This is a genomic window from Paraburkholderia panacisoli, assembly GCF_008369935.1.
GTDB lineage: Bacteria > Pseudomonadota > Gammaproteobacteria > Burkholderiales > Burkholderiaceae > Paraburkholderia > Paraburkholderia panacisoli.
Genome location: NZ_VTUZ01000057.1, coordinates 1 through 20,669, shown reverse-complemented (window position 1 = coordinate 20,669; position 20,669 = coordinate 1). Strand labels below are relative to the sequence as shown.

The 20,669-nt window shown below is 58.2% G+C and carries 15 protein-coding genes and 3 pseudogenes; 12 read left to right on the top strand and 6 right to left on the bottom strand.

Annotation, left to right across the window (positions count from 1 at the left end; genetic code table 11):
* The first annotated feature begins 111 nt into the window (after window positions 1–111).
* A complete protein-coding gene (locus FVF58_RS44265) occupies window positions 112–291 on the top strand; it encodes a hypothetical protein (protein WP_149675913.1) in 180 nt (59 codons plus the stop codon).
* A 467-nt stretch (window positions 292–758) separates the two neighbouring features.
* Here the strand turns inward: FVF58_RS44265 and FVF58_RS54365 are convergent.
* A pseudogene (locus FVF58_RS54365) lies at window positions 759–2,189 on the bottom strand (methyl-accepting chemotaxis protein); the annotation flags it as partial.
* A gap of 161 nt (window positions 2,190–2,350) precedes the next feature.
* On the opposite strand from FVF58_RS54365, the pseudogene FVF58_RS54575 reads away from it, so the two are divergent.
* A pseudogene (locus FVF58_RS54575) lies at window positions 2,351–5,284 on the top strand (Tn3 family transposase).
* Between the two features lie 462 nt (window positions 5,285–5,746).
* Here the strand turns inward: FVF58_RS54575 and FVF58_RS44250 are convergent.
* Window positions 5,747–6,196: a hypothetical protein gene (locus FVF58_RS44250; RefSeq protein ID WP_149675911.1), complete on the bottom strand. Its 450-nt coding sequence runs from the start codon at window positions 6,194–6,196 to the stop codon at window positions 5,747–5,749.
* A 155-nt stretch (window positions 6,197–6,351) separates the two neighbouring features.
* Complete coding sequence (locus tag FVF58_RS44245; RefSeq protein WP_149675910.1) at window positions 6,352–6,558, bottom strand: hypothetical protein; 207 nt, start codon at window positions 6,556–6,558, stop codon at window positions 6,352–6,354.
* A 690-nt stretch (window positions 6,559–7,248) separates the two neighbouring features.
* On the opposite strand from FVF58_RS44245, the gene FVF58_RS44235 reads away from it, so the two are divergent.
* A complete protein-coding gene (locus FVF58_RS44235; protein WP_149675908.1) occupies window positions 7,249–7,902 on the top strand; it encodes a TetR/AcrR family transcriptional regulator in 654 nt (217 codons plus the stop codon).
* A 231-nt stretch (window positions 7,903–8,133) separates the two neighbouring features.
* Here FVF58_RS44235 and FVF58_RS44230 read toward each other — a convergent pair whose 3' ends face one another.
* Window positions 8,134–9,309 carry an NADH:flavin oxidoreductase gene (locus FVF58_RS44230; protein ID WP_149675907.1) on the bottom strand — a complete coding sequence of 392 codons (1,176 nt, stop codon included), beginning with the start codon at window positions 9,307–9,309 and terminating at the stop codon, window positions 8,134–8,136.
* 164 nt (window positions 9,310–9,473) lie between these two features.
* Between FVF58_RS44230 and FVF58_RS44225 the strand changes: the two genes are divergently transcribed.
* A complete protein-coding gene (locus FVF58_RS44225; RefSeq protein WP_149675906.1) occupies window positions 9,474–9,962 on the top strand; it encodes an Rrf2 family transcriptional regulator in 489 nt (162 codons plus the stop codon).
* 87 nt (window positions 9,963–10,049) lie between these two features.
* Here FVF58_RS44225 and FVF58_RS44220 read toward each other — a convergent pair whose 3' ends face one another.
* Window positions 10,050–10,517, bottom strand: coding sequence for an RrF2 family transcriptional regulator (locus FVF58_RS44220; protein WP_149675905.1), 468 nt, complete (start codon window positions 10,515–10,517; stop codon window positions 10,050–10,052).
* Between the two features lie 369 nt (window positions 10,518–10,886).
* Between FVF58_RS44220 and FVF58_RS44215 the strand changes: the two genes are divergently transcribed.
* From FVF58_RS44215 to FVF58_RS44180, 8 genes and pseudogenes are all read left to right on the top strand, one after another.
* Complete coding sequence (locus FVF58_RS44215; protein WP_223191218.1) at window positions 10,887–12,071, top strand: oxidoreductase; 1,185 nt, start codon at window positions 10,887–10,889, stop codon at window positions 12,069–12,071.
* A gap of 74 nt (window positions 12,072–12,145) precedes the next feature.
* Window positions 12,146–12,886, top strand: a complete 741-nt coding sequence (locus tag FVF58_RS44210; RefSeq protein WP_149675904.1) for an SDR family NAD(P)-dependent oxidoreductase — start codon at window positions 12,146–12,148, stop codon at window positions 12,884–12,886.
* A 65-nt stretch (window positions 12,887–12,951) separates the two neighbouring features.
* Window positions 12,952–14,439: an aldehyde dehydrogenase family protein gene (locus FVF58_RS44205; protein ID WP_149675903.1), complete on the top strand. Its 1,488-nt coding sequence runs from the start codon at window positions 12,952–12,954 to the stop codon at window positions 14,437–14,439.
* A 134-nt stretch (window positions 14,440–14,573) separates the two neighbouring features.
* Window positions 14,574–15,572: an amidohydrolase family protein gene (locus tag FVF58_RS44200; RefSeq protein WP_149675902.1), complete on the top strand. Its 999-nt coding sequence runs from the start codon at window positions 14,574–14,576 to the stop codon at window positions 15,570–15,572.
* A 616-nt stretch (window positions 15,573–16,188) separates the two neighbouring features.
* Window positions 16,189–16,542: a BON domain-containing protein gene (locus FVF58_RS44195; protein ID WP_188131144.1), complete on the top strand. Its 354-nt coding sequence runs from the start codon at window positions 16,189–16,191 to the stop codon at window positions 16,540–16,542.
* 1,051 nt (window positions 16,543–17,593) lie between these two features.
* The gene (locus tag FVF58_RS44190) at window positions 17,594–18,859 is read left to right on the top strand and encodes an NAD(P)/FAD-dependent oxidoreductase (protein ID WP_149675900.1); all 1,266 of its coding nucleotides are present in this window, start codon (window positions 17,594–17,596) and stop codon (window positions 18,857–18,859) included.
* Window positions 18,860–18,958: 99 nt separating this feature from the next.
* Window positions 18,959–19,858 (top strand): LysR family transcriptional regulator, encoded by a 900-nt coding sequence (locus tag FVF58_RS44185; RefSeq protein ID WP_188131143.1) that lies wholly within the window; start codon window positions 18,959–18,961, stop codon window positions 19,856–19,858.
* A gap of 107 nt (window positions 19,859–19,965) precedes the next feature.
* Window positions 19,966–20,465: pseudogene (locus FVF58_RS44180) on the top strand (transposase); the annotation flags it as partial.
* A 70-nt stretch (window positions 20,466–20,535) separates the two neighbouring features.
* On the opposite strand, the gene FVF58_RS44175 reads toward FVF58_RS44180, so the two are convergent.
* The coding region (locus FVF58_RS44175) for a transposase domain-containing protein (RefSeq protein WP_149675897.1) at window positions 20,536–20,669 on the bottom strand (134 nt) is incomplete at its 5' end.

Genomic DNA, 20,669 nt, shown 5'->3' with positions numbered 1-20,669 from the left:
GTCGGCAAGAAACCGGTGGCCATCCAGTTTCACAAACGGGAGCGTTAAAAACTTCGGGTTTCAGCGCAGGGCGCCCAGGATTGCGGCAGCCATGGCCGCCGGAGGGTTGGGATGAAAATCACAATTCGCGTTGAGATCACCACCGATTGGGATGAAACAGATACGTTCGAAATCTGTGAGCTCGAACGTCCCTATCGCCAACTTGAGCCGGAGAAGATCGGCCTGTCGCTGGCCGAACGGAAAGATGTGCCGCTGTTGGAGATCGTTAATTTTGCTAGCGGTGTCCATTGAAGCGCTAATGCTGTCCGTTAATTCTGCTAGCGCGGCTTTTCCACCAGAACACGAACTCACTGCCCGGAACGGCTCAATAAGCGCAGCACGACACGGCGCTTACCGAAATCCACCCAAGGAATGTTGAAGGCCGCCGAAGTGACGCCTAAAGTGCCATACCTTAGGGAGTTTCTGATCAGCGTACTGAGATGGGTCCCGTCTGAGGATCGAAAAAAATGACCTCGACATTTACGCTTACTGCCGCTTCTGGCCCACGTACCTATCGCGCCGCTCGGCAACCACATTCGCCGAATTAGAGGACACGCTGAACGCGCTAGCAAAATTAGCGGACAACCTGCTGCGCGCTCGTTGCTGAAACGCAACGGAAGGAAGAACCGCCATTCGCCCGTCGAGCCTTATCGGGCATGGCCTACAGCCATTCCTTCGCTAGCAAACCCAATGAGCACGGCTAGCAGAACTAACAAACATCAACAGATGCGAAACACCGCGACCGCTTCCCGCAACGCCGTCGCCTGCTCGGCCATCGACTGCGCAGCCGCCGACGCCTGCTCCACGAGCGCCGCATTCTGCTGCGTCACTTCGTCCATCTGGCTGACCGCCATGTTGACCTGTTCGATGCCGGTGGTCTGCTCGTCGGACGCTGAGGAAATTTGCGTCACGATCGCCGTCACCTGCTGCACCGACTGAACGATCTCCGCGATGATCCCGCCTGCGCCGTGCACCAGCTCGTTGCCGGTATCCACGCGGCTCGCCGACTGCTCGATCAACGCCTTGATTTCCTTTGCGGCGCCGGCGCTGCGCTGCGCGAGCGTGCGCACTTCGCTCGCGACGACGGCAAAGCCGCGCCCCTGTTCGCCCGCGCGCGCGGCTTCGACTGCGGCGTTGAGCGCGAGGATGTTTGTCTGAAACGCAATGCTTTCGATGACGCCGATAATCTCGCCGACCCTCGACGAGCTTTCCGAAATACCCGCCATCGTTTCGACCACGCGCCCCATCACATCGCCACCGCGCGTGGCCGTTTCGGAGGCGGTGCCCGCGAGCGTCGATGCATGCCGGGCGTTGCCCGCGTTCTGCCGCACCGTGCTGGTCAGTTCCTCCATGCTGGATGTGGCTTCTTCGAGGGATGCCGCCTGCTCTTCGGTCCGTGCCGACAGGCTCAGATTGCCCGCCGCGATCTCGGAACTCGCTGTCGCCACCCCTTCTGCATTGCGCCGCACATTGCTGACCACACTCGACAGACTCATCTGCATATCCTTTAGTGCGGCGAGTAGGTCTGCGATCTCATCCGAACCTGTCGCATGAAACTCGGTCGTCAGGTTGCCGAGCGCGACGGTGCGCGCGACATCCAGCGCCCGATTGAGCGGCCGCGTGATCGAGCGACTGAACATGACCGCCCCACCCAACCCCGCACTGAACGCCACCAGCATCAGCGCGACGCTGATCGCCGAAGCCTGCCTCGCGTCGGCAGCCGCTTTCGTCGACACGGCCGCGCTCGTCGCCGCGATCTCCTGCGCGGCCTGGGCCAGCAAGTGCGCCGGTTCGCGATCGACGCCCGCGACAGCGGTGTCGCCGGCTGTGGGATCGAAAGCCGCGGCCTTGAAGGCTTCAAAACCCTTCCGATAGCCGAGGCCCATCGTCGAATGTGCAGCCGCGAACTGCTCCACCAACGCACGGCCCTTGCCTTCGTCGAGATTCGATAGCAGCGCGCGGGTCTGGTCGTCGACGGAGCGCTCCTGCTGCTCGAAAGCGGCCCATCCGTGTTCGAGTTTCGCCGGGTCCTTGCCGCGCAACAGGATGTCCTTCCACTCCTGCACCTGCAGTTTGAAGGTCACCAGCACGCTAGACACTGCCCGCTCTTTTGCGACGTTGTCGCGAACCACCGTGTTGTATTCCGTAATGGGGTAATCGTCCTTTTCGTGCCAAATCTGGCGGTTCCTCCGCAGAGCCTTTATTTATAAGGCTGCCAGCGGCTCTGACTGTTGTCAGGAGGTCCCAAAAGTATCTGCGATAACATAGCTGCCCGCGATTACGGATCGCGCGACCTTGTCGGGAGGCGGAGATGCCAGGTCTGGAATTTCGCTATGTGGGACACGATCGCCTGCCCGCCCGACTTTCGGAATTCGACGTGGAGCGCTACTTCGCGTTGACTGACAGCGACGTTGCCGCAGTCAACGAGCGCTTTCGGCGCGATCACCGTGCTGGCGTCGCGATCCAGTTGGTCTTTCTGCGTGCCAGTGGCCACACTCTCGATCATGTCGGCACACTGCCACGCCAGCTGTTGCGCTATGTCGGCGAGCGGCTCAGCCTGCCCACCCCGACGATCGCTTCCCTCCGCACGCTCTATCAGCGCTATAAGACACTGTACGAACATCAGCTCTGGATTTGCGAATATCTCGGCATCACGTCGATCGGACCGAGCCATTGGGCGGAACTTAAAGCGCGGATGCGACAGGACGCCACCGAATCACTCACCGTCGACGAGTTGCTCCAGCATGCCCATTGCTGGCTGTATGAGCGTCGCATTCTGATATCTGCCGAGCGGAAACTGCGGGATCTCGGCCGTGCGATCTGGTCGGATGTTGAACGTGGTCTGCTTGCACGTATCGAGGCAACGGTCACGGAAACGCAGTTGATGCACGCCGATGCTGTCCTCTCTGCCCAGCACGGGACCTCCGGCACGAGAGTTCTCGAATGGCTTAAGATGCCGCCGGCACGACACAGCACCACGACGCTCACCGAAACCCTTGAGAAGGTTCGGTTCCTCAAAGAGCTCGGCGCGCATACGTGGGAACTCGACGCCGTGTCAATCGCAAAGCAGCACGCATACGCGCAGCGTATCCAGGCTCGCCGTCCTGCGAAGGTCCGCGAACTCAAGGAGTCGACCCGCACCATCGAGCTGATCTTTTTCCTGCGCATCACGCTGCTCGAGCTGACGGACGCGCTACTCTATCAAGCAGGGCGCCGGGTCTCCGACCTCGTACGGCAGGCTTACGATGGCACGACGGTCCGGCAGGCACGCTCTGCTATCGAATACCGGCAGCAACTGGTCGCGATCAAGGCTCTGGTTCAGGATAGCAAGCGTACGGCGCAAGAGCGTCTCGACGATATTGGCAAGTTGCTTGAGGACCTCGAGGACAGGCCACAGGCAAGTCACGCAGCCAGCGTACGCGAAACGCTCACCGACGATCATCACCGCATCCGCAATCTGCTGGGGCCGTTACGTGAGCTAGGCTTCGTGGGCCGCGAAGCGGAACCGAGCCTGCGACAGCTCGAACTTATCGGCACACTGCATGACAGCGGCACGACCGAATTGCCGCCCGACTGCGATGTGCCGGTCAGCGCCGCCTGGCGCGATCTCGTCCTGGGTGACGATCGGACGCGCGCGTTTCGGGCACTGGAGGCATCGGCAATCACGGGTCTGCGCAAGGGGCTTCGCCGCGGCTCGGTTTGGATCAACCACAGCCTGTCGTTCCGGGAGCGCGACCAGTTGCTGATTCCACCCGCGCAACGGGAAAACGAACGCGACCGCTACCTGTCGTCGCTCGGATTGCCGGGAACCGCGGAGCCGTTCCTCGAACGGTTGACGGAACACCTCAAGGCAGGCCTGGCCGCGCTGGAGGAAGCGCGCGAGGCAGACCGCGTGGCGATCGGCACCGACGGCGCGCTGCACCTGTCGGCGATCGAAGCGTTGCCGACCGATGGCATACCGAAACGCACGCGGGATCTGATATTCAGGGAGATCGGCACCGCACAGTTCTCCGACATGATCATGGAGATGGATGCCCACACTGGCTTCAGTGAAGTGCTCCGGTCACGCAAGGCGCACGATGCGAACGAACTCGTCTAGCTGTATGCTGCGTTGATCGCCCATGGCACGGAACTGGACGCGAAAAGCGTTGCCGCCATGATCCCGCAATTGGACCCGGCGCACATTTCGACGGCAATGCGCTTCCTTGAGATGCCCGGTCGGCTGCCGCGTGCAAACGATCGCGTGGTGGAGTTCCAGCGTACGCATCCGATTACGAAACTCTGGGGTACCGGACGGCAGGCATCGAGCGACTCAATGAGCCTGGATACGTCACCGCACCTCGTCTATGTGCGGGTCGATCCGCGACGTCGCACCCATGCGGTGGGCATGTACACGCACGTGCTGGATCAGCATGGCATTGTCTATAACCAGCCCATCGTGCTGAACGAACGCCAGGCTGGAGTGGCGATCGAGGGCGTGATCCGCCACAACGAGAACCGCGACGACGGCGGACTGTTGCGACTTTCAGTAGACACGCATGGATACACGAACGTAGGCATGACGGTGTCGAAGCTGCTCGGTTTTGATCTCTGCCCGCGTCTGCGCAACCTCTCGGAACGCAAACTGCATCTGCCGAAAGGCGTGGCTGCGCCCGAGGGACTGGCAGCGGTCGTCGCCTACGAGATCTCCATCAAGGCGATTCGCGCGGGCTGGACGGAACTGCTGCGCCTCGTCGCATCGATTCATGCGGGACGGGTGAGCGCATTGGTCGCATTGCAGCGGTTCGGCAGCGCGGCGCAGGGCGACCCGGTGTACCGGGCAGCAGACCACCTTGGCAGACTGCTGTGCACGCTTTTCCTGTGCGATTACTTCAGCAACACTGAATTCAGGCGAGAAATGCATACGCTGCTCAACCGCGGCGAATCGGTCCATCAGTTGCAGCGCGCGATCTATACCGGCAAGATCGCGCCGGAGCGCGGACGGCGCCGCGACGAAATGATCGCGATATCCGGCTCTTTGACGCTGCTAACAAATCTGGTCATTGCATGGAATACGCAGCGTATCCAGGCAACCCTTGATCGTTGGCGAAGCAAGGGTCAAGGGGTTGACGACGACTGGCTGCGGCGGATGGGGCCGGCGCACTTCGCACATGTCAATTTCCGCGGGACGTTGAGCTTTCCGATCGACCGCTATCTCGAGATGCTGCTCGACGCAACGCCATGGCGACGCTTGGCCGGATCGTGAAGCGGTTCTATAAAGCCGTGACGACGGAGTTGAACGGGACAACGCGCCTCTCGTCACAGAAGCCGTAGCTGCGACGAAACGTGCACGCAAACACCAAGCGCATGGTGCGGATTTGCTAGCCGCACTCAATCACGCGCTCGCCGATCGGACGCGGTCGAACACAACCGCTAGATTTTGCATCAAAAGGATGCGCTCCCGCAAAATGGGGAATTCGCCACCCCATTGTTTTTAAAAGGAAAATCAAATCAAACCGCCAGATTTAGCACGAAAAGGACGAATACCCCGGGTAAGAAACTTGCCGGGTTGACCAAAACCTCTGTAGCTGCGAACTCGCCGAATGCGCGCCGGGCGGCGTGAATTGACCTCCCACGGTTTGGTTCACTCTCCTCCGAGAGCACTACAAGTCGCCGATACCGGCGCGCAGGCGGTGTGATGCTTGCATTGCACTGCTTCAATGACGCGTCATGGTCCGCTGCAGAAAATGGCCGTTAGCAAGAGAGGGACTACTTGATGAATGACGGCGCGGCTACCGTACTGGCGCGCAAGCGCTTCTACTGACTCGGCGGCGCCAATTACTACCGCTCCATAGGCTGAGTCTGCGAAAGGCTGGCCATGTCCGCGTTTGAACAGTGCATCATCCTGTTTGTACCCGAGGATGGCGGAAACGCGAAACCCAAATGCTGTCAAGTTGCTACCTTGCACAGGTCGAAATGCGTTGACCGAGTTCGCTTCGACGCGCATCGGATTCGGATCGATATACCTGTCCTTTAGCAGCGGGGCGATAAACGCATGTGCATTCGATTTGCAGTTGAGCTGCGAATCGAGCGCGTAGGCATAGGACGAGACCGGTGGGAAACCAGCGGCGATCGCAGTAAGCATCGTAGCCCAGGCGTAGGTTGCAGAAATCTTCATCAGTTTCTTCCCTCGAGCGAACTTGCTTTCCGGTGTGAGCGAACACAATCCGGCATCAGCGTGTCCTACTGCGGATCCAGTTTCGCTACCTGCGGCGAGACCAGTATTCCGCATCGCGTCGAAAGCTCCCTTGGCAGTGCTTCGACGCCACTCCTTCAAGATGACGAAGACTCCGCGCACAGGTCGCGCCGACACTCTGGCCCGTCGGGCTTGTCGGCATTCGTCAATGCTGATTCCAATGCCTGAACAAAACGCTGAAATGCATCGAGAGTTCCATGGACACTTCGGTACTCGGTGCAACCGATTCTGGCGTCAAGTACGACTAGCATGCCAGCATCCCCAGCCAATTTCAGGATGTTCATTGCCTTCTCCTCAGATCACCTGCCTGTCGCCTCATCGCTCACGCCGCAAGCGGGTATGCATGCATCGCCGGCGCGCTTCTCTTTGCCGGAAACACGTTCCACGAACCGTCATCGTGCCGGAAGAAAACGATGGTCAAACTTCCGTCGACCCGTGCCTCGCCGATGCGCACGTACCGCTTTCCATCCGTTCGTGTGCGACTGAACTCGACTACGCGGATCGTCGTCACCGCGGAAGGGCCAAACCACTTGCCGACCAGCGTTCGCAAGCACTTCTCGCCGGAACCCATTTCGCCTCCTCTGACTGCGGTGCCACCACGTCACGCCACTCTGTGGCCAGAGCAGCGCGTCGGCGTGTCGATTACCTGTCAACAAATATAGGTTACATAACCTATAAGTCAACCACCGAATTTGAATGGTTCGGGTAAACGATAGCGCCTGAAAACCCCCGTTAAATCTGACATTTCCGATATCATCGCCTATGAAAAACAGGTTATTCAACCTATACTTAAACACGGTTAGATAACCTATTACCTGTTACACAAGTCCGGCAGCAGCCACAGCAAACGCGATGTCCAGGAGGTGCAGAATTGGCTTCTTGATTGTTGTCCCACTGGGCAGCGTAATAGCCGCCGCCGGACGCTAACTTTATGCTGAACGGCGAGACAGTCAGCGCCTCAGAACGGAGTGCAAGTGAAAAAACTGACCCTCAGTTCCACAGCGATATTTGATCCGCAGACCGCAACGTCTGTCAGGCAGCGCGGCAATCGGGAAAGCCGTGTGCCCGAGATCATTGATGTTTCGATTAATGTGCTGATTGAGATGGGTTACGCAGGGTACACGATCAATCGCGTAGCCAACGATGCAGGCATTCGTCTGAGCACGTTACAGCACTATTTTTCGACCCGTGAAGCACTGTTGCGTGCCACGACCGAGGAGATTGCAAAACGATACTTCGAACGCTTTCGGAAGTTTGTCGAAAACAGAAACCGCTCTCCGCAGGCGCGGCTCGAATCAATCATCGACGATGCATTCGCAGACTTTGTCAAACCTGGACTATCAGCAGGTATCGTCGAAAGTTGGGGATTGGCGCTGCACGAATCGTTCGCGCGCGATGTCGTTGTAGAGGCACAGAAACGGTTCACCAGGCTCTTCGCCCAACTCGTCGGCGAAATCAATCCAGAGCTGTCGATGGAAGAACGCGAATTGCGGGGTGCATTGATCGTGTCCAGTTGCCAAGGCCTGGTTATTTTTCTTCGCTGGAGTGAAGACGAAGCTTCGCGGATGCATGCGTTCCGCAGGGCTGTCAAGGTCGTATGGAGTGGCCTCGGCAAAGCTGACGAATGAGCACGCGCGGGGGAGCCTCCAACCCTAAGCGTTGGCCCGCTCGCGTCGAACCGGCAAACAGCGAGTTGGCCCGGTAATGGAGATGCATCACTAAGGCAATGACCCGTTGTCCGCACATTTCGCCACGGCAATTGCGGGCCTTGTGACGCGATATTCCGGCGTCGGCTGCGTCCGTGCTGCAAACTGCGTCACCGCCATCGGGACGCCATCTCCGTGCCGCCGCCGCCCCCATCAGTCAAGATTCGTCAGCATGCTCCTCGTGTAGGAACGCAACGTCGCCCCCTTCCTGATCTTCTCCGGCCAATCGGGATTGGCGAGAAGGGCACGACCTACCGCGACAAGATCAAAATCGCCCCGCTCGAGCGCGCTGTACACCAACGCAAGATTGTCTTCGGGTTCGCTGTCCTTGCCTTGCAACATCTCGGCCATCGAGTTATTCAGGGTGACTGATCCGACCGTGATTGTCGGCTTGCCGGTCAGCTTTTTGGTCCATCCAGCGAGGTTAAGTTCGGTCCCGAACGCACCCTCCCAGAAACGTCGCTGCGAGAGGTGAAAGCCATCCACGCCAGCTGTGACAAACGGCGTAACGATCTCGGCCCATTCCGATGGCGTTGTGGCGAGGCTTGCAGCGTAAGACTGGTTCTTCCACGTGGACAAACGCAAGGTCACTGGAAACTCCCAGCCGACACGACGGCGAATTTCCTGAATGACCTCTACCCCGAAGCGACTGCGCTTTGTACGATCGCCGCCGTACTGGTCACTTCGCTTGTTAGTCTCCGCCCAGAGAAACTGGTCGATCAGATAACCATGAGCTCCATGAATTTCGACTCCATCAAAACCGAGCTGTTTCGCCGACGCAGCGGCATTACCATAGGCTTCGATGATCTCGCCTATTTCGCGTTCAGTCGCCGGTGCTCGAACTTGAGCCAGGGGCAGTCCTCCACCGCCAATGATGCCGGATGGGCCGAGCCGCCTCGATGCCTCGGCATCTTCGTCGAATAGTCCTGAGGCACCCTCGACTTGCGGCTTGCGAACCAGACCGACATGCCATAGCTGCGGGAACATACGTCCGCCCGCAGCGTGAACTTCGTCAATGACACGGTTCCATCCCGCCAGCGCATCGTCACCATAAAAGCGGGGTGCGTTCTCCTCGTGCGAAGCACTCCAATGTGGAATGAAACTACCTTCAGAAATGATGAGGCCAACCCCCGCCTCTGCCCGGCGGCGGTAGTAATGTGCGACGTTCTCACCGGGTATCCCTTGCGCAGACATGGCCCTGGTCATCGGCGCCATGACGATGCGATTCTTCAGCTCGAGACTGCCGAGCTTGGTCGGGGTGAACAAAACCCCCGAACGAGTTCCGTGAAGCCGATTTGAAGTTGCCGTGGTGGGGGCATGGCCCAGCATAGCGGTTGTCTTCCTTTCGTAGTGAGGTGCGAGTCCAGCGATCGGCTGCACTGACGTAATAAGCAATAATCATAATTGCAATATAGACCGCGTATAATGCAAGGTCAATCATTACATTATGTTTGCGCGCTGTCTCGGCCGCCCGCGAATAGAATCGACGAGCTATGATCGACTTCCGTTTTTCGACAGCCTTTCAGATGGTCCTGAGCGTGGCGCTTGCCGACCAGGAGGGTTTCCGATGCACGAGCAAGGTACTAGCTGACGGCCTTAACGCAAATCCCAGCTTCGTACGTCAACTCCTGGTGCCACTAAGGCGGGACGCCATTATCGACGCCTCGGTCGGCAAAGGTGGAGGGCTGCGTCTCGCACGGCCCGCCGCCAGCATTACACTGCGCGACATCTACGCCTCGATCACTGGAGAGAAGCGATTCCTGCTCGCGCGTCCATCTGTTTCACCTCGGTGCCGGGTGAGCGCCAACATCGAGCCTCTCTTTGAGAAAGTGGCGGCAGACGCCGACAAAGCTCTCCTCGCTAGTCTAGAGCGCCGCAACGTCGCCGAGGCACTCAAGGAGTTACTGCGCCTGGACAAGGACCGGATCGCCCGCGGTGGCGTCCGGATCGCTCCTGAACGCGAATTTGTGCTCGAAGAGTAGCTACGATACCCGGTCGAGATCGCGCGATCGCAGATTTAGGACCGGGTAGCGCTTGCGCGCGCCGATGGCGGCAGCGCGTCATCAGTGTTATCGGCTTGCGTTTGATCGCCTGCTCCGACCAATCCGTGTTCGCTCCAGGTTCCGGATTTCTGCAATGCTGTCGGCCACTGTCCGACGTCCCAGCATATCGAGCACAAGGGCATCGGCCTCGCCGGCGATACACTCAAAGAATTCGACAATATTTGCGCTTGCCACACATTGACATGGCACAGCAGTCCGCGCGATCCAGATTTTCTTGTCATCAGTCACGGAGCAGTAAATATCACGAAGCGTGATCGTCGCGGGAGATCGAGCGAGGCGAGCACCACCATTCTTGCCCAATGAGGACGCCACTATCCCATCGCGAGTCAGAGGCACGAGAAGCTTCCTGACGAAGCTGGCGTTGACGCCCAGCGAGTCGGCGAGCTTCTGGCTCGTACATCGCACCCCGTCTTCTTCGGCTATCTGGATCCCAAGCACCATCTGCAGTGCTGTCGGGAAACGTAGATCGATCATGCCATCTCCATCGTCCCATCCACGGAAGGTCATCACTCATCGATCACCCTTATTGCAATAATAACACTTGCAATATATCGTGCAGGAGGGCAGCGCCTTAAGTTCCGATCGCCCCGTCGGAAGCAAATCTGAAAGGACCTGCTTCCCGAACGGCCGATCCACCGTCCGCCTCCCGGCATCGTCAAGCGCCCTGCCTCCCCGCTCATCAACAGTCCGGTCTCCGTCTACCGGTTGTAGATCGACAAAATGCAATTTTCATTATTGCATTTGTGTTCTATACTGCTATTATGAAACTTGCATTTTGTCGTGCAGCTCATCTGCCCCCTTACGCTGCGGATTTCATATGCAAAAACTCAGGAGTTCAATCCAATGACACTGGAAAACACCAGTCCGACACGAAGTGACACCGACATCGATATGTTGGCTCTTTTCCAACCCATCACGATCGCAGGTCTCTCACTTGCCAATCGATTCATCATGCCTGGCATGCAGCGCGGCTGGTGCGCTGACGGTCATGCTCCCCAACGTCTTGCCGACTATTACGCGGCACGTGCTCGCGGCGGCGTGCAACTCACAATCACCGAATGCGTCGCGGTGGATCACCCATCGGCAACACGCACGAGAAAATATGGCCGTCTGGCGGAGGACACGGCGGACGGGTGGGCAAGATGCATCGATGCCGTACACGAGGCTGGCGGCCACTTCTTTCCTCAAATCGGCCACGAGGGCGCACTCGTCGCGGCGCCGGACGGCGGTTACTTTGCAACGGCACCTGTCCTGAGCCCTTCCGGCCTCATGAAGCCCGGCACCGTTGTCGGAAACCCTGCGACCATCGCAGACCTGGAGGCGGTCAAGGATGCTTTTGTCCGATCAGCACGGATCGCCAAGCGGATCGGCGCGGATGGCGTCGAAATCCACGCCTGCCATGGCTATCTGCTCGACCAGTTCCTGTGGGCTGGCACGAATGTTCGCGACGACCAGTATGGCGGCCCTGACATACGCGACCGCGCGCGTTTTCCGGTGGAGGTCGTGCGTGCGGTTCGCGACGAAGTCGGGTCCCACTTTGTGATCTCCCTGCGGTTCTCACAATGGAAACTGCAGGATTACACCGCTCGCGTGGCAACCACGCCCGACGAGCTTTCAGTAATGCTGCGCGCATTCGACGAAGCGGGCGTGGATCTTTTCCACGCATCGACCCGCCGTTTCGGAGATCCCGAATGGCCTGATTCCGACCTCGGCCTTGCGGGCTGGACGCGGAAACTCTCGGGCAAGCCCGTCATTGCCGTTGGGGGCGTGGGCCTGACCGTCGACATGGTCGAAAGCTTCTCTGGCAAGGATGCAGACGCGTCGCCGGACATCAATTTTCCGGCCCTGGCCAAACGCTTCAACGGGCACGAGTTCGATCTCATTGCAGTCGGTCGAAGCGTCATCGCCGACCCGAACTGGGTCACGAAGGTGCGCGAAGGTCGCCCGGACCTTATCCGCCAGTTCAAGCTTACAGATCTGGGCGATGTCGCGGAAGAAGCCCGGCAGGCTTCGACCAAGGCTTCATAAGCAGACCTTTTGGGGCGCCTGCTACGCAGTATCGCCGGCCACTCCCTTCCCTTCTAAACGATTCAGAGGAAAACATGACTGAGAAGACACACAAAAACCGGATAGCGGTCGTGACCGGCGCGGCACAAGGTATCGGACGGGAGGTTGCCGTCCGCCTGGCGGCGCATGGCGCGAAGGTCGCGCTGGTCGATTTGAAAAAGCCCGTCGAAACCGCCTCGCTGATCGGGGGCACCGCCATTGCGATCGAAGCCGACATTTCCTACGAAAGCGGCTGGAAACACGTGGCGCAGTTCGTCGAACGCGATCTAGGTGAAGTGGACATTGTCGTGAACAACGCCGGTATCTATCCAAATATCGTGATTGACGAGCTCGACCTGGACGCGTGGCGGCGGACGTTCGCCGTCAATCTCGACTCGCATTACTTCAGCGCAAAACAGTTCCTTCCCAGCATGCGCCAGAGGAAATGGGGGCGCTTCGTCAATTTCTCGTCCAACTCGATCGGCATCGCCATCACCGGCCTGAGCCATTACATGGCTGCCAAGATGGGCGTCATCGGTTTTGCCCGGGGTTTAGCCAATGATGTTGCAACTGACGGTATTACCGTCAATGCGATCCTGCCTGCGCTCACCAACACCCCCGGTACGAGCGGTGTGCCGGACGAGTTCAAGAAAAGCGTGTGGCAGCAGCAGGCGATCAAGCGTTTTGCCGAGCCAACCGACATCGCTGGCCCGGTCCTCTTTCTCACGAGCGACGACGCGGCATTCGTCACCGGGCAAGCACTCGTCGTCGACGGCGGCCAATACAAGATTTCCTGAAGACCCTTTCGTTCGGCCAGGAATCCATACCCGGCCGTTGTCTTGATCCCCAAGAGGCAAACCCCATGAGCAACCAGTTTGCGGAACACGAAGCGCGCCTGCGCTCCGGCTTCATCCAGCGGCAACATAACCTCTTCATCGACGGCAAATGGACCGACGCACTAGGTCAGGGACGTACCGATGTCATCGAGCCAGCAACGGGACGCACGTTGACGACGGTCGCAGCCGGGAGCGCCGAAGATATTGATCGCGCCGTGCTCGCAGCCGACAAGGCTTTCAAGGGCGGATGGTCGACGATGCCCGCCGCGGCTCGCACGCGCAGGCTTCTGGCGCTTGCAGACGCCATCGAACGCAATGTAGACGAACTCGCAACGCTGGAATCGATCGACGGCGGCAACCCCGTCACCCACACCCGCTACGGTGATATCGCACGAGCAATCGACGTGCTCCGGCACAGTACGGGATGGATCGACAAGGTGGGCGGCGACGTGCCCATGAGCGATAGTCGGCCGGGCGCACTGTCATTTTCCCTTCGGCAACCGATCGGCGTGGTCGGCGCGATCACGCCCTGGAATGCGTCATTTCTTCTCGCCATGTTCAAGATCGGACCCGCCCTGGCTGCCGGCTGCACCATGGTGCTCAAGCCTGCCGGACTCGCTCCATTGACCGCGCTGCGCCTTGCCGAACTGATGGTCGAAGCTGACATCCCTCCGGGCGTATTCAATGTCGTGACAGGAGAAGGCGGCGTCGCCGGGCGCGCACTGGCCAGGCACGCCGGCGTCGCGAAGATCGCCTTCACCGGTTCGACGGACACGGGCAAGTCGCTCCTCGTGGACGCATCGGGGACGCTCAAGCGCGTCACGCTCGAACTCGGCGGAAAATCGCCGGTTTTCATTTTCCCTGATGCCGACATCGAGGCGGCCACCAATGCCGTGTCATCGGGCATCTTCTTCAAGACCGGGCAGTTCTGCGCTGCGGGCACAAGGCTTTTCGTCCATGAACGGGTCTATGACCAGGTGGTGGAAGGTTTCGAGGCCCGCGCGAGGAGTGTGAAGATCGGCGCGCCCCTTTCCCCCGACACGGAGATGGGGCCGTTGATCTCCGAAGGCCAGCGCAAGCGCGTGCTCGAATACATTGCTGCCGGCAAACGGGAGGGAGCGGAAGTGGTAACGGGTGGGCGGGCCATCGATGGTCCGGGATATTTCATCGAGCCAACGCTGCTCGCCAATACGCGTCGGGACATGTCAGTCGTTCGTGAAGAAATCTTCGGACCCGTGCTCTGTGTCTCGAAGTTCTCGGACAACGATCTCGATGCACTTCCCGAGATGGCCAACGATTCGGAATATGGCCTCGCCGCCGCCATCTGGACGCGGGATCTAGGCCATGCACACCGACTCGCCCAAACGATCGACGCCGGCATCATCGAGATCAACGGTGGCGACCTCGGTGCGCTCCCCTTTGGAGGCTTCAAGCAGTCCGGCATCGGCTACGAGTTGGGCAAAGCAGGTATCGAGGCCTACACGGAGACGAAGGCCATCGGGATCAAATACTGACCTCAATAAACGCCGTCCCGCCCGGGGGAGCCAGGTCAGGAGCAGGAGCCCACTTACCGGCTACCTGGCTTGGCAACCAGTCGACGCAGCTTCTTCACTTCTTCACCATTGCGCCTGAAACGACTGCAGCGGACATGGTGAACGTTATCCCCGTCGAGAAAATCATGCGTATTGTCGCCCTCGAAGAGCACTTCATCGCCCCCTCACTCCTGGAGGCTTATTTCGACCTCCGTACAAATCCCGGATTCACGGCCCCGCGCAAGGCCACGCTAGCGGACCTGGATAGCGGTCGTATCCAGGATATGGACGATCACGGCATCACTTACCAGGTCGTTTCTGCATCGCTGCCTGGGGCCGACCTGCTCGACGGGAACGAGGGAATACGCCTCGCGACTGAAACCAACAATACGCTCGCTGCAGCGCTGCGCAGGCACCCCGAGCGATTTGGTGGCTTTGCGCATCTGCCCATGCGCGAGCCCCACGCAGCCGCCGACGAACTGGAACGTACCGTGCGTGATCTTGGCTTCTGCGGCGCGATGGTCAACGGACTGACGGAAGACCGCTTTCTGGACGATCCTCGATTCTGCCCGGTACTGGAGCGGGCCGCAGCGCTGGACGTGCCGATTTACATTCACCCCAATCTGCCACCCAAGACCGTCTACGATATCTACTACGACCGCCTGCCGGGTCCGGCGAGTGCATTACTCGCCTCAGGAGCATTTGGCTGGCACTCCGAAACCGCCATTCATGTCCTCCGCTTGGTCCTGACCGGCGCATTTGAGCGATACCCAGGGCTGACCGTGATCGTTGGCCATATGGGAGAGATGCTTCCGTTCATGCTTGGCCGGGTGGACGACATTCTCATCGGGCATGGCGGCCTGAGCAGACCAGTCAGTGAGACGATCGTTGATCGTGTCTACATTACAACGAGCGGCATTTTTACGACGCCGCCGTTCCTAACAGCGCTGACAACATTCGGCACCGACCGTATCATGTTTAGCGTCGATTATCCGTTCAGTCAAAACTCACAAGGCAGGGCGTTCTTTGAGACCATGCCGGTCTCTCCCGCCGATCGTGCGAAAATTGCGCACGGAAATGCTGATCGAGTATTGAAAATAAATCAGAGAATGTGACTCGGCCATCCAATGAACGGCGCAGGAGTTTCGCGATGGCCTATCATCTTGTCGTGCACCACGGACTGCACCCCACCGCGCCGGCGCTTTTTCACCCCGCACCTGAACGCATCCTCACCAGACGCCGATACAGGCATTTACGGATGCAAACTTGCAACGAGGCCTGGCGCTGTGCCAAATCGAAAGCGCGCGTTCGATTACGAAATTAGTCCCTCGTCATCGATCGCAAAATCAACGTCGAACCGGGACGGATCATGTGGCAAGTTTCCGGTAACAACCGAAGCGTGCTATTGATCAGAGCAACCGTGCGTCAATCTGGAACGGTCCCGTTGCATCATGACTTCGGCTTTCGTGAACTCGCCATATCTGTCCTGCGCAAAGCGAACATGATTAGACCAGAGCCAACTCTCCATGTAATCAGGAAGCGCAGCGTTCAGGAGTGGACATCCATTTCTGGCATCGGATTCACAACGTTCAAATCACAGCAACCCACCTGACATGCCTCGGGTCGCAGATCCGACCGATGAAACTATCAGTGTCAACCCATGTAGCTACAGGATTTCCATCTCTTCACCAGAAGTCACGAGTGTCTCTTTCACTCAAACCGGAGCCGTCCATGAATCCGAAGGCAAGTAGGACTATTGGTGTACTTGCAGTTTCTGCTTTTCTGGTTGGTACCTCCATGGCCATCCCCGTCGTTAGCGTCGCGCAAGAGACTCAATCTGTACCGGTTACAAAGAAGGAGCAGCGTCGCGCTGACCGGCAGTTGTCAAAGGACGTCCGCCGCGCGCTCGAAGCGCAACACATCGATACAGGCAACGTGCTCATAACCGCACAGCGTGGAGTTATCACTCTCCATGGAACCGTCCCAGATCCCGGTCAAATTGCGAAAGCCGACGAGGTGACAAAAGACGTCCCTGGTGTCCAATCAGTGAAGACCTACCTGACGCCTTACATAAACGGTCGCTGATCGTGGTTGACGGTACGCTACGTGGCTAGTAGACGACTTACCGTTTGATTGAAGGCGGCGCACGACTCTGCGTGGGAAAGCTCGTGCGCCTTCCTCAGCGTTCGGCGAGAATGTTACGTGCAGGACCTTGTTCGAATTGCTGGTGCACGAAAGGCGACTTCTACTTGCACTGCTGAACGATACTCTGACTGTCAACGCAGGCCGTACGTACGTTCCGTGAAACGGTTCCGTTGTATAGACCAAACGGCCAGCCTACGGGCGTAGCACATCAGCAGTCTCGGATCCAGTCTACGGATTTGGCTATCGGCAGAAGACGGGGTGGGTTCCATCAGCGTCAACCAGACACTCAAAGACAATCCAAATTGCCGCAGAGCTGGGCTGCTGGTCGTAGCAGGTCAGCACACGCTCGATAAGCATGGCAGCAACATCATCCACTAGCCCCATAGCTCCGTACCACGCCCTCGTGCCAGCGACACTTCAAAACCGGCTTCGGCGTCACGATAGACCTAAAACTCATACTAACCGAAACTGATAGCGTGCGAGCAGGTAATAAAATCGTCTCTTTACGCCAATCGTCGAGTCTAACGCGCTCTACCGCGCGCCTTCGACTTGCGCTTCGTACCGGAGCTTGGTTGGATGCACCATAAAAAAGAACTGCATTTCCTTGTCACCCGATAGCACTAAAAAGTGCCTTTTTGAATCAAGCGACCCTCCGGAAGGATGCCTAATGAGCGCGGTGCCAGATTTTCTGAAAAAAGTGTATTGCAGATAACTAACGGTAATGTCTCGATCACAATTAATTAATGGACGCAAAATCCGGTAACGCCTAGAGTCCACAAATAACGCACTAACCCTTTGAACAGCGCGCTTACCTATACGCGGGTGGAATGCGCATCCAGTCCAAACGTACTGCGACAAGTAGCTGAGGCTGGCCACAACAAATCTCGGACGCAGCCCTGGAGTGCGCCCTGCGCTTCTCCTTCATGACCATCGCCCCAGTCCGTCAGCTATTCATTGTCCAGATTTCAAAAGATACTCAGCGGAGACAATGATGTCAGGTCACTATGACATACTTATCGTGGGAACCGGTCACGGTGGCTCCCAGGTTGCCATCGCCTTGCGGCACCGTGGCTTTGCTGGAACCATCGCAATGGTGGGAGAAGAGGTTGATTATCCTTACGAGCGCCCTCCTCTTTCGAAGGACTATCTCGCTGGCGAAAAAACGCTCGAACGCATATTGATCAGGCCGGGTAAATTCTGGGCAGACCGCGACGTCAACCTGCTGACCGGCAACGCCGTAGTTTCGATTGATCCAGTGCTCCACACCGCGACCACCTCGGCCGGAGGAACACTGCGCTATCGAAAGCTGATCTGGGCGGCTGGGGGCCACGCACAGCGTCTCAACTGCCCCGGACACGACGTGGCTGGAATTCACTCGATTCGCTCCCGCGAAGATGTGGACCGGATACTTCAGGAACTGGATCACACCGAGCGCGTCGCAGTAGTGGGTGGGGGGTACATCGGACTGGAAACCGCAGCAACATTCCGAAAGCTAGGGAAAAAAGTCACCGTCTCCGAAGCACGCGATCGCGTTCTCGCGCGGGTTACGAGCGAGACCGTTTCACACTTCTTCGAACAGGAGCATCGTGCTCACGGCGTCGATCTGCGTCTCGGCACATCTGTCCAGGAAATCCAAAGCGTGGGCGGAAGAGTCTGCGGCGTTCGCACCGACAAAGGTGAAACAATCGCCGCCGAAATGCTGATTGTCGGCATTGGTATCCGCCCTTCGGTCGATCCTCTACGAACCGCCGGAGCTCACGTCACGAATGGCGTCGTTATCGACGAATATGGACGCACGTCGTTGCAGGACGTCTTTGCGCTCGGCGATTGTGCCTTACATCCGAACAGCTTTGCCGACGGGCTGACAGTTCGACTGGAATCGGTCCAGAACGCCAACGACATGGCCTCCACAATCGCCGGGTTCATCACAGGGGAACCGGTGCCCTACAAAGCCGTACCGTGGTTCTGGTCGAATCAGTATGACTTGCGCATGCAAACGGTTGGCCTGTCGAGCGGTCATGATCGGGCTATCGTACGCGGTAGTCCCCAGAATCGAAGTTTTTCAGTGGTCTACCTAAAGAATCAGCGAGTAATCGCGCTTGACTGCGTTAACGCAGTCAAAGATTATGTGCAGGGCCGTGCGCTGGTACAGGATCGCATGGTCATCGATCCCGTGCGGCTCGCTGATCCATCAATCACGCTCAAGGAGCTTGCTCAAACAGCATCTCAGGATGCGGCCAGATCATCATGCCTATAATGGAAAAAGTGCTCGATTGAGGCGCCAACGGAAGTTACTCGCGCAATTCTGGCCAAATGCAACCCCGCCCTTGTTACTGCGAAGATGGAGCCAAACACTATGGATTTGCGACGGGTCCGCTACTTCGTTGAAGCGGCAGAAGATCTGCACTTTGGTCGTGCCGCAAAGCGCATGAATATCGTTCAGTCAGCGCTCAGTCAACAGATCAGGCGGTTCGAGGATGAACTTGCTATCGACCTGTTTGATCGGAACACTCATGAAATCCGGCTCACCGAAGCCGGACACTACATGCTACATGAGTGTCGTATATTGCTTGAACAGGCTGACAAAACGACGCGTATCGCTAAGGAGGCAATAGCAGGGACCCGTGGCCGCATCGGGATGGCATTTGTTGACAATGCTATCTGTACGTTGCTTCCCCCTCTCATTCGCGACTATACGCGGAGATATCCAGACGTCGAGCTTTGTTTGCAGACAATGAATCGCTCAGAGCAGATCACGGCGCTTCTCGACAGGCGGATTGACATCGGACTCCTTCCGGGGCCAGTCCAAATCGAAAATATGGAGAGTAAGGTCTTTGTTTCTTCGCCGCTTGTCGCAGTCTTTCCACGCGGACACGTTCTTGCATCTCGACCCTCGATAAGACTCGAAGACCTGACGGGTGAAGCGTTTGTACTGTTTCCGACCTCCATTCAATCCCGTCTGCTTGAGATCATTATCGCGACCTGCGCTGATGCCGGCTTTGCCCCATATGTAGCTCAGGAAGCGCATCATCTCCATACCGTGCTTGCTCTCGTTGGCGCTGGTGTCGGCGTTACCCTCGTTCCACCATGGGTGGCTCGCGCACGTGCGATGGACATCGCTTTTGTGCCGGTGGAAAACCCCACTCCCACGTACGACCTGGTTTTTGTCAGACGCCATGACAGCACCAACATCGCTCTGAAGCGTCTGTGGACCGCCGCAACGGCGAAACAATGTGCCCGGACATGCGGGGCTTGATCGGAACGAGCTTACTCCGGAGCGTACCTGATACCCCCGGCGTCAGACTACTTGTCGTGTGATTTGATTCTTAGAGGCATGGTCCGGGGGCGGTAAAATCAGGGTGAATGAAAGCCTACTCAGCTGAAAGAAAAGAAGCGCTGGTGCGACGCATGATGCCGCCGGAGAATGCGCTGGTTTCGGCGCTGGCCAGAGAAACGGGGATTACAGAACAGACGTTGTACACGTGGCGCCGACAGGCGAAAGGACAAGGGTTGGCTGTGCCTGGCGATGGGAAAAATCCCGAAGGATGGTCTTCGGAGGACAAGTTTGCAGTCGTGCTGGAAACCGCGCCGCTCAATGTAGCGGAGTTGGCCGAGTATTGCCGTCGGAAGGGCCTTTATCCGGAACAGGTCTCTGCCTGGCGAGCGGCTTGCCGTTCGGCCAATGCAAATGCCGGGGAGCAGGCACGCGAGCAGCGCCAGCAGTCGAAAGAGGACAGGAAGCGTATCCAGCAGCTCGAGAAAGAATTGCAGCGCAAGGAGAAGGCGCTGGCGGAAGCGGCTGCGCTGCTGATCCTGAGAAAAAAAGTCCAGGCGATCTGGGCAGACAAAGAGGACGATTGATCGTATGCGATCCACGAACGACGCCCTTCAGAGTAAGGTGGCAGAGCGCTTGAGGTGTGGTAGCGATGCAGGTCAGCGGGGTCCGGAGGGCATCTTCCAGGGAAGCAGCGCGTCGTAGTCATCGACGGTCTTCGCTAGTGGAAGGCACCGGAACAGCCAGGTGAGATAGCCGTACGGGTCGATGCCATTGGCTTTGCAGGTCTCGA

What these genes read in the sequence shown, in the direction of transcription:
- FVF58_RS44190 (WP_149675900.1), top strand. Translation starts at nt 17,594, where the DNA reads ATGTCAGGTCACTATGACATACTTATCGTGGGAACCGGTCACGGTGGC.
- FVF58_RS44230 (WP_149675907.1), bottom strand. Translation starts at nt 9,309, where the DNA reads ATGCTGGGCCATGCCCCCACCACGGCAACTTCAAATCGGCTTCACGGA.
- FVF58_RS44245 (WP_149675910.1), bottom strand. Translation starts at nt 6,558, where the DNA reads ATGAACATCCTGAAATTGGCTGGGGATGCTGGCATGCTAGTCGTACTT.
- FVF58_RS44250 (WP_149675911.1), bottom strand. Translation starts at nt 6,196, where the DNA reads ATGAAGATTTCTGCAACCTACGCCTGGGCTACGATGCTTACTGCGATC.
- FVF58_RS44265 (WP_149675913.1), top strand. Translation starts at nt 112, where the DNA reads ATGAAAATCACAATTCGCGTTGAGATCACCACCGATTGGGATGAAACA.
- FVF58_RS44195 (WP_188131144.1), top strand. Translation starts at nt 16,189, where the DNA reads ATGAATCCGAAGGCAAGTAGGACTATTGGTGTACTTGCAGTTTCTGCT.
- FVF58_RS44220 (WP_149675905.1), bottom strand. Translation starts at nt 10,517, where the DNA reads ATGATCGATCTACGTTTCCCGACAGCACTGCAGATGGTGCTTGGGATC.
- FVF58_RS44200 (WP_149675902.1), top strand. Translation starts at nt 14,574, where the DNA reads ATGGTGAACGTTATCCCCGTCGAGAAAATCATGCGTATTGTCGCCCTC.
- FVF58_RS44205 (WP_149675903.1), top strand. Translation starts at nt 12,952, where the DNA reads ATGAGCAACCAGTTTGCGGAACACGAAGCGCGCCTGCGCTCCGGCTTC.
- FVF58_RS44215 (WP_223191218.1), top strand. Translation starts at nt 10,887, where the DNA reads ATGACACTGGAAAACACCAGTCCGACACGAAGTGACACCGACATCGAT.
- FVF58_RS44210 (WP_149675904.1), top strand. Translation starts at nt 12,146, where the DNA reads ATGACTGAGAAGACACACAAAAACCGGATAGCGGTCGTGACCGGCGCG.
- FVF58_RS44185 (WP_188131143.1), top strand. Translation starts at nt 18,959, where the DNA reads ATGGATTTGCGACGGGTCCGCTACTTCGTTGAAGCGGCAGAAGATCTG.
- FVF58_RS44225 (WP_149675906.1), top strand. Translation starts at nt 9,474, where the DNA reads ATGATCGACTTCCGTTTTTCGACAGCCTTTCAGATGGTCCTGAGCGTG.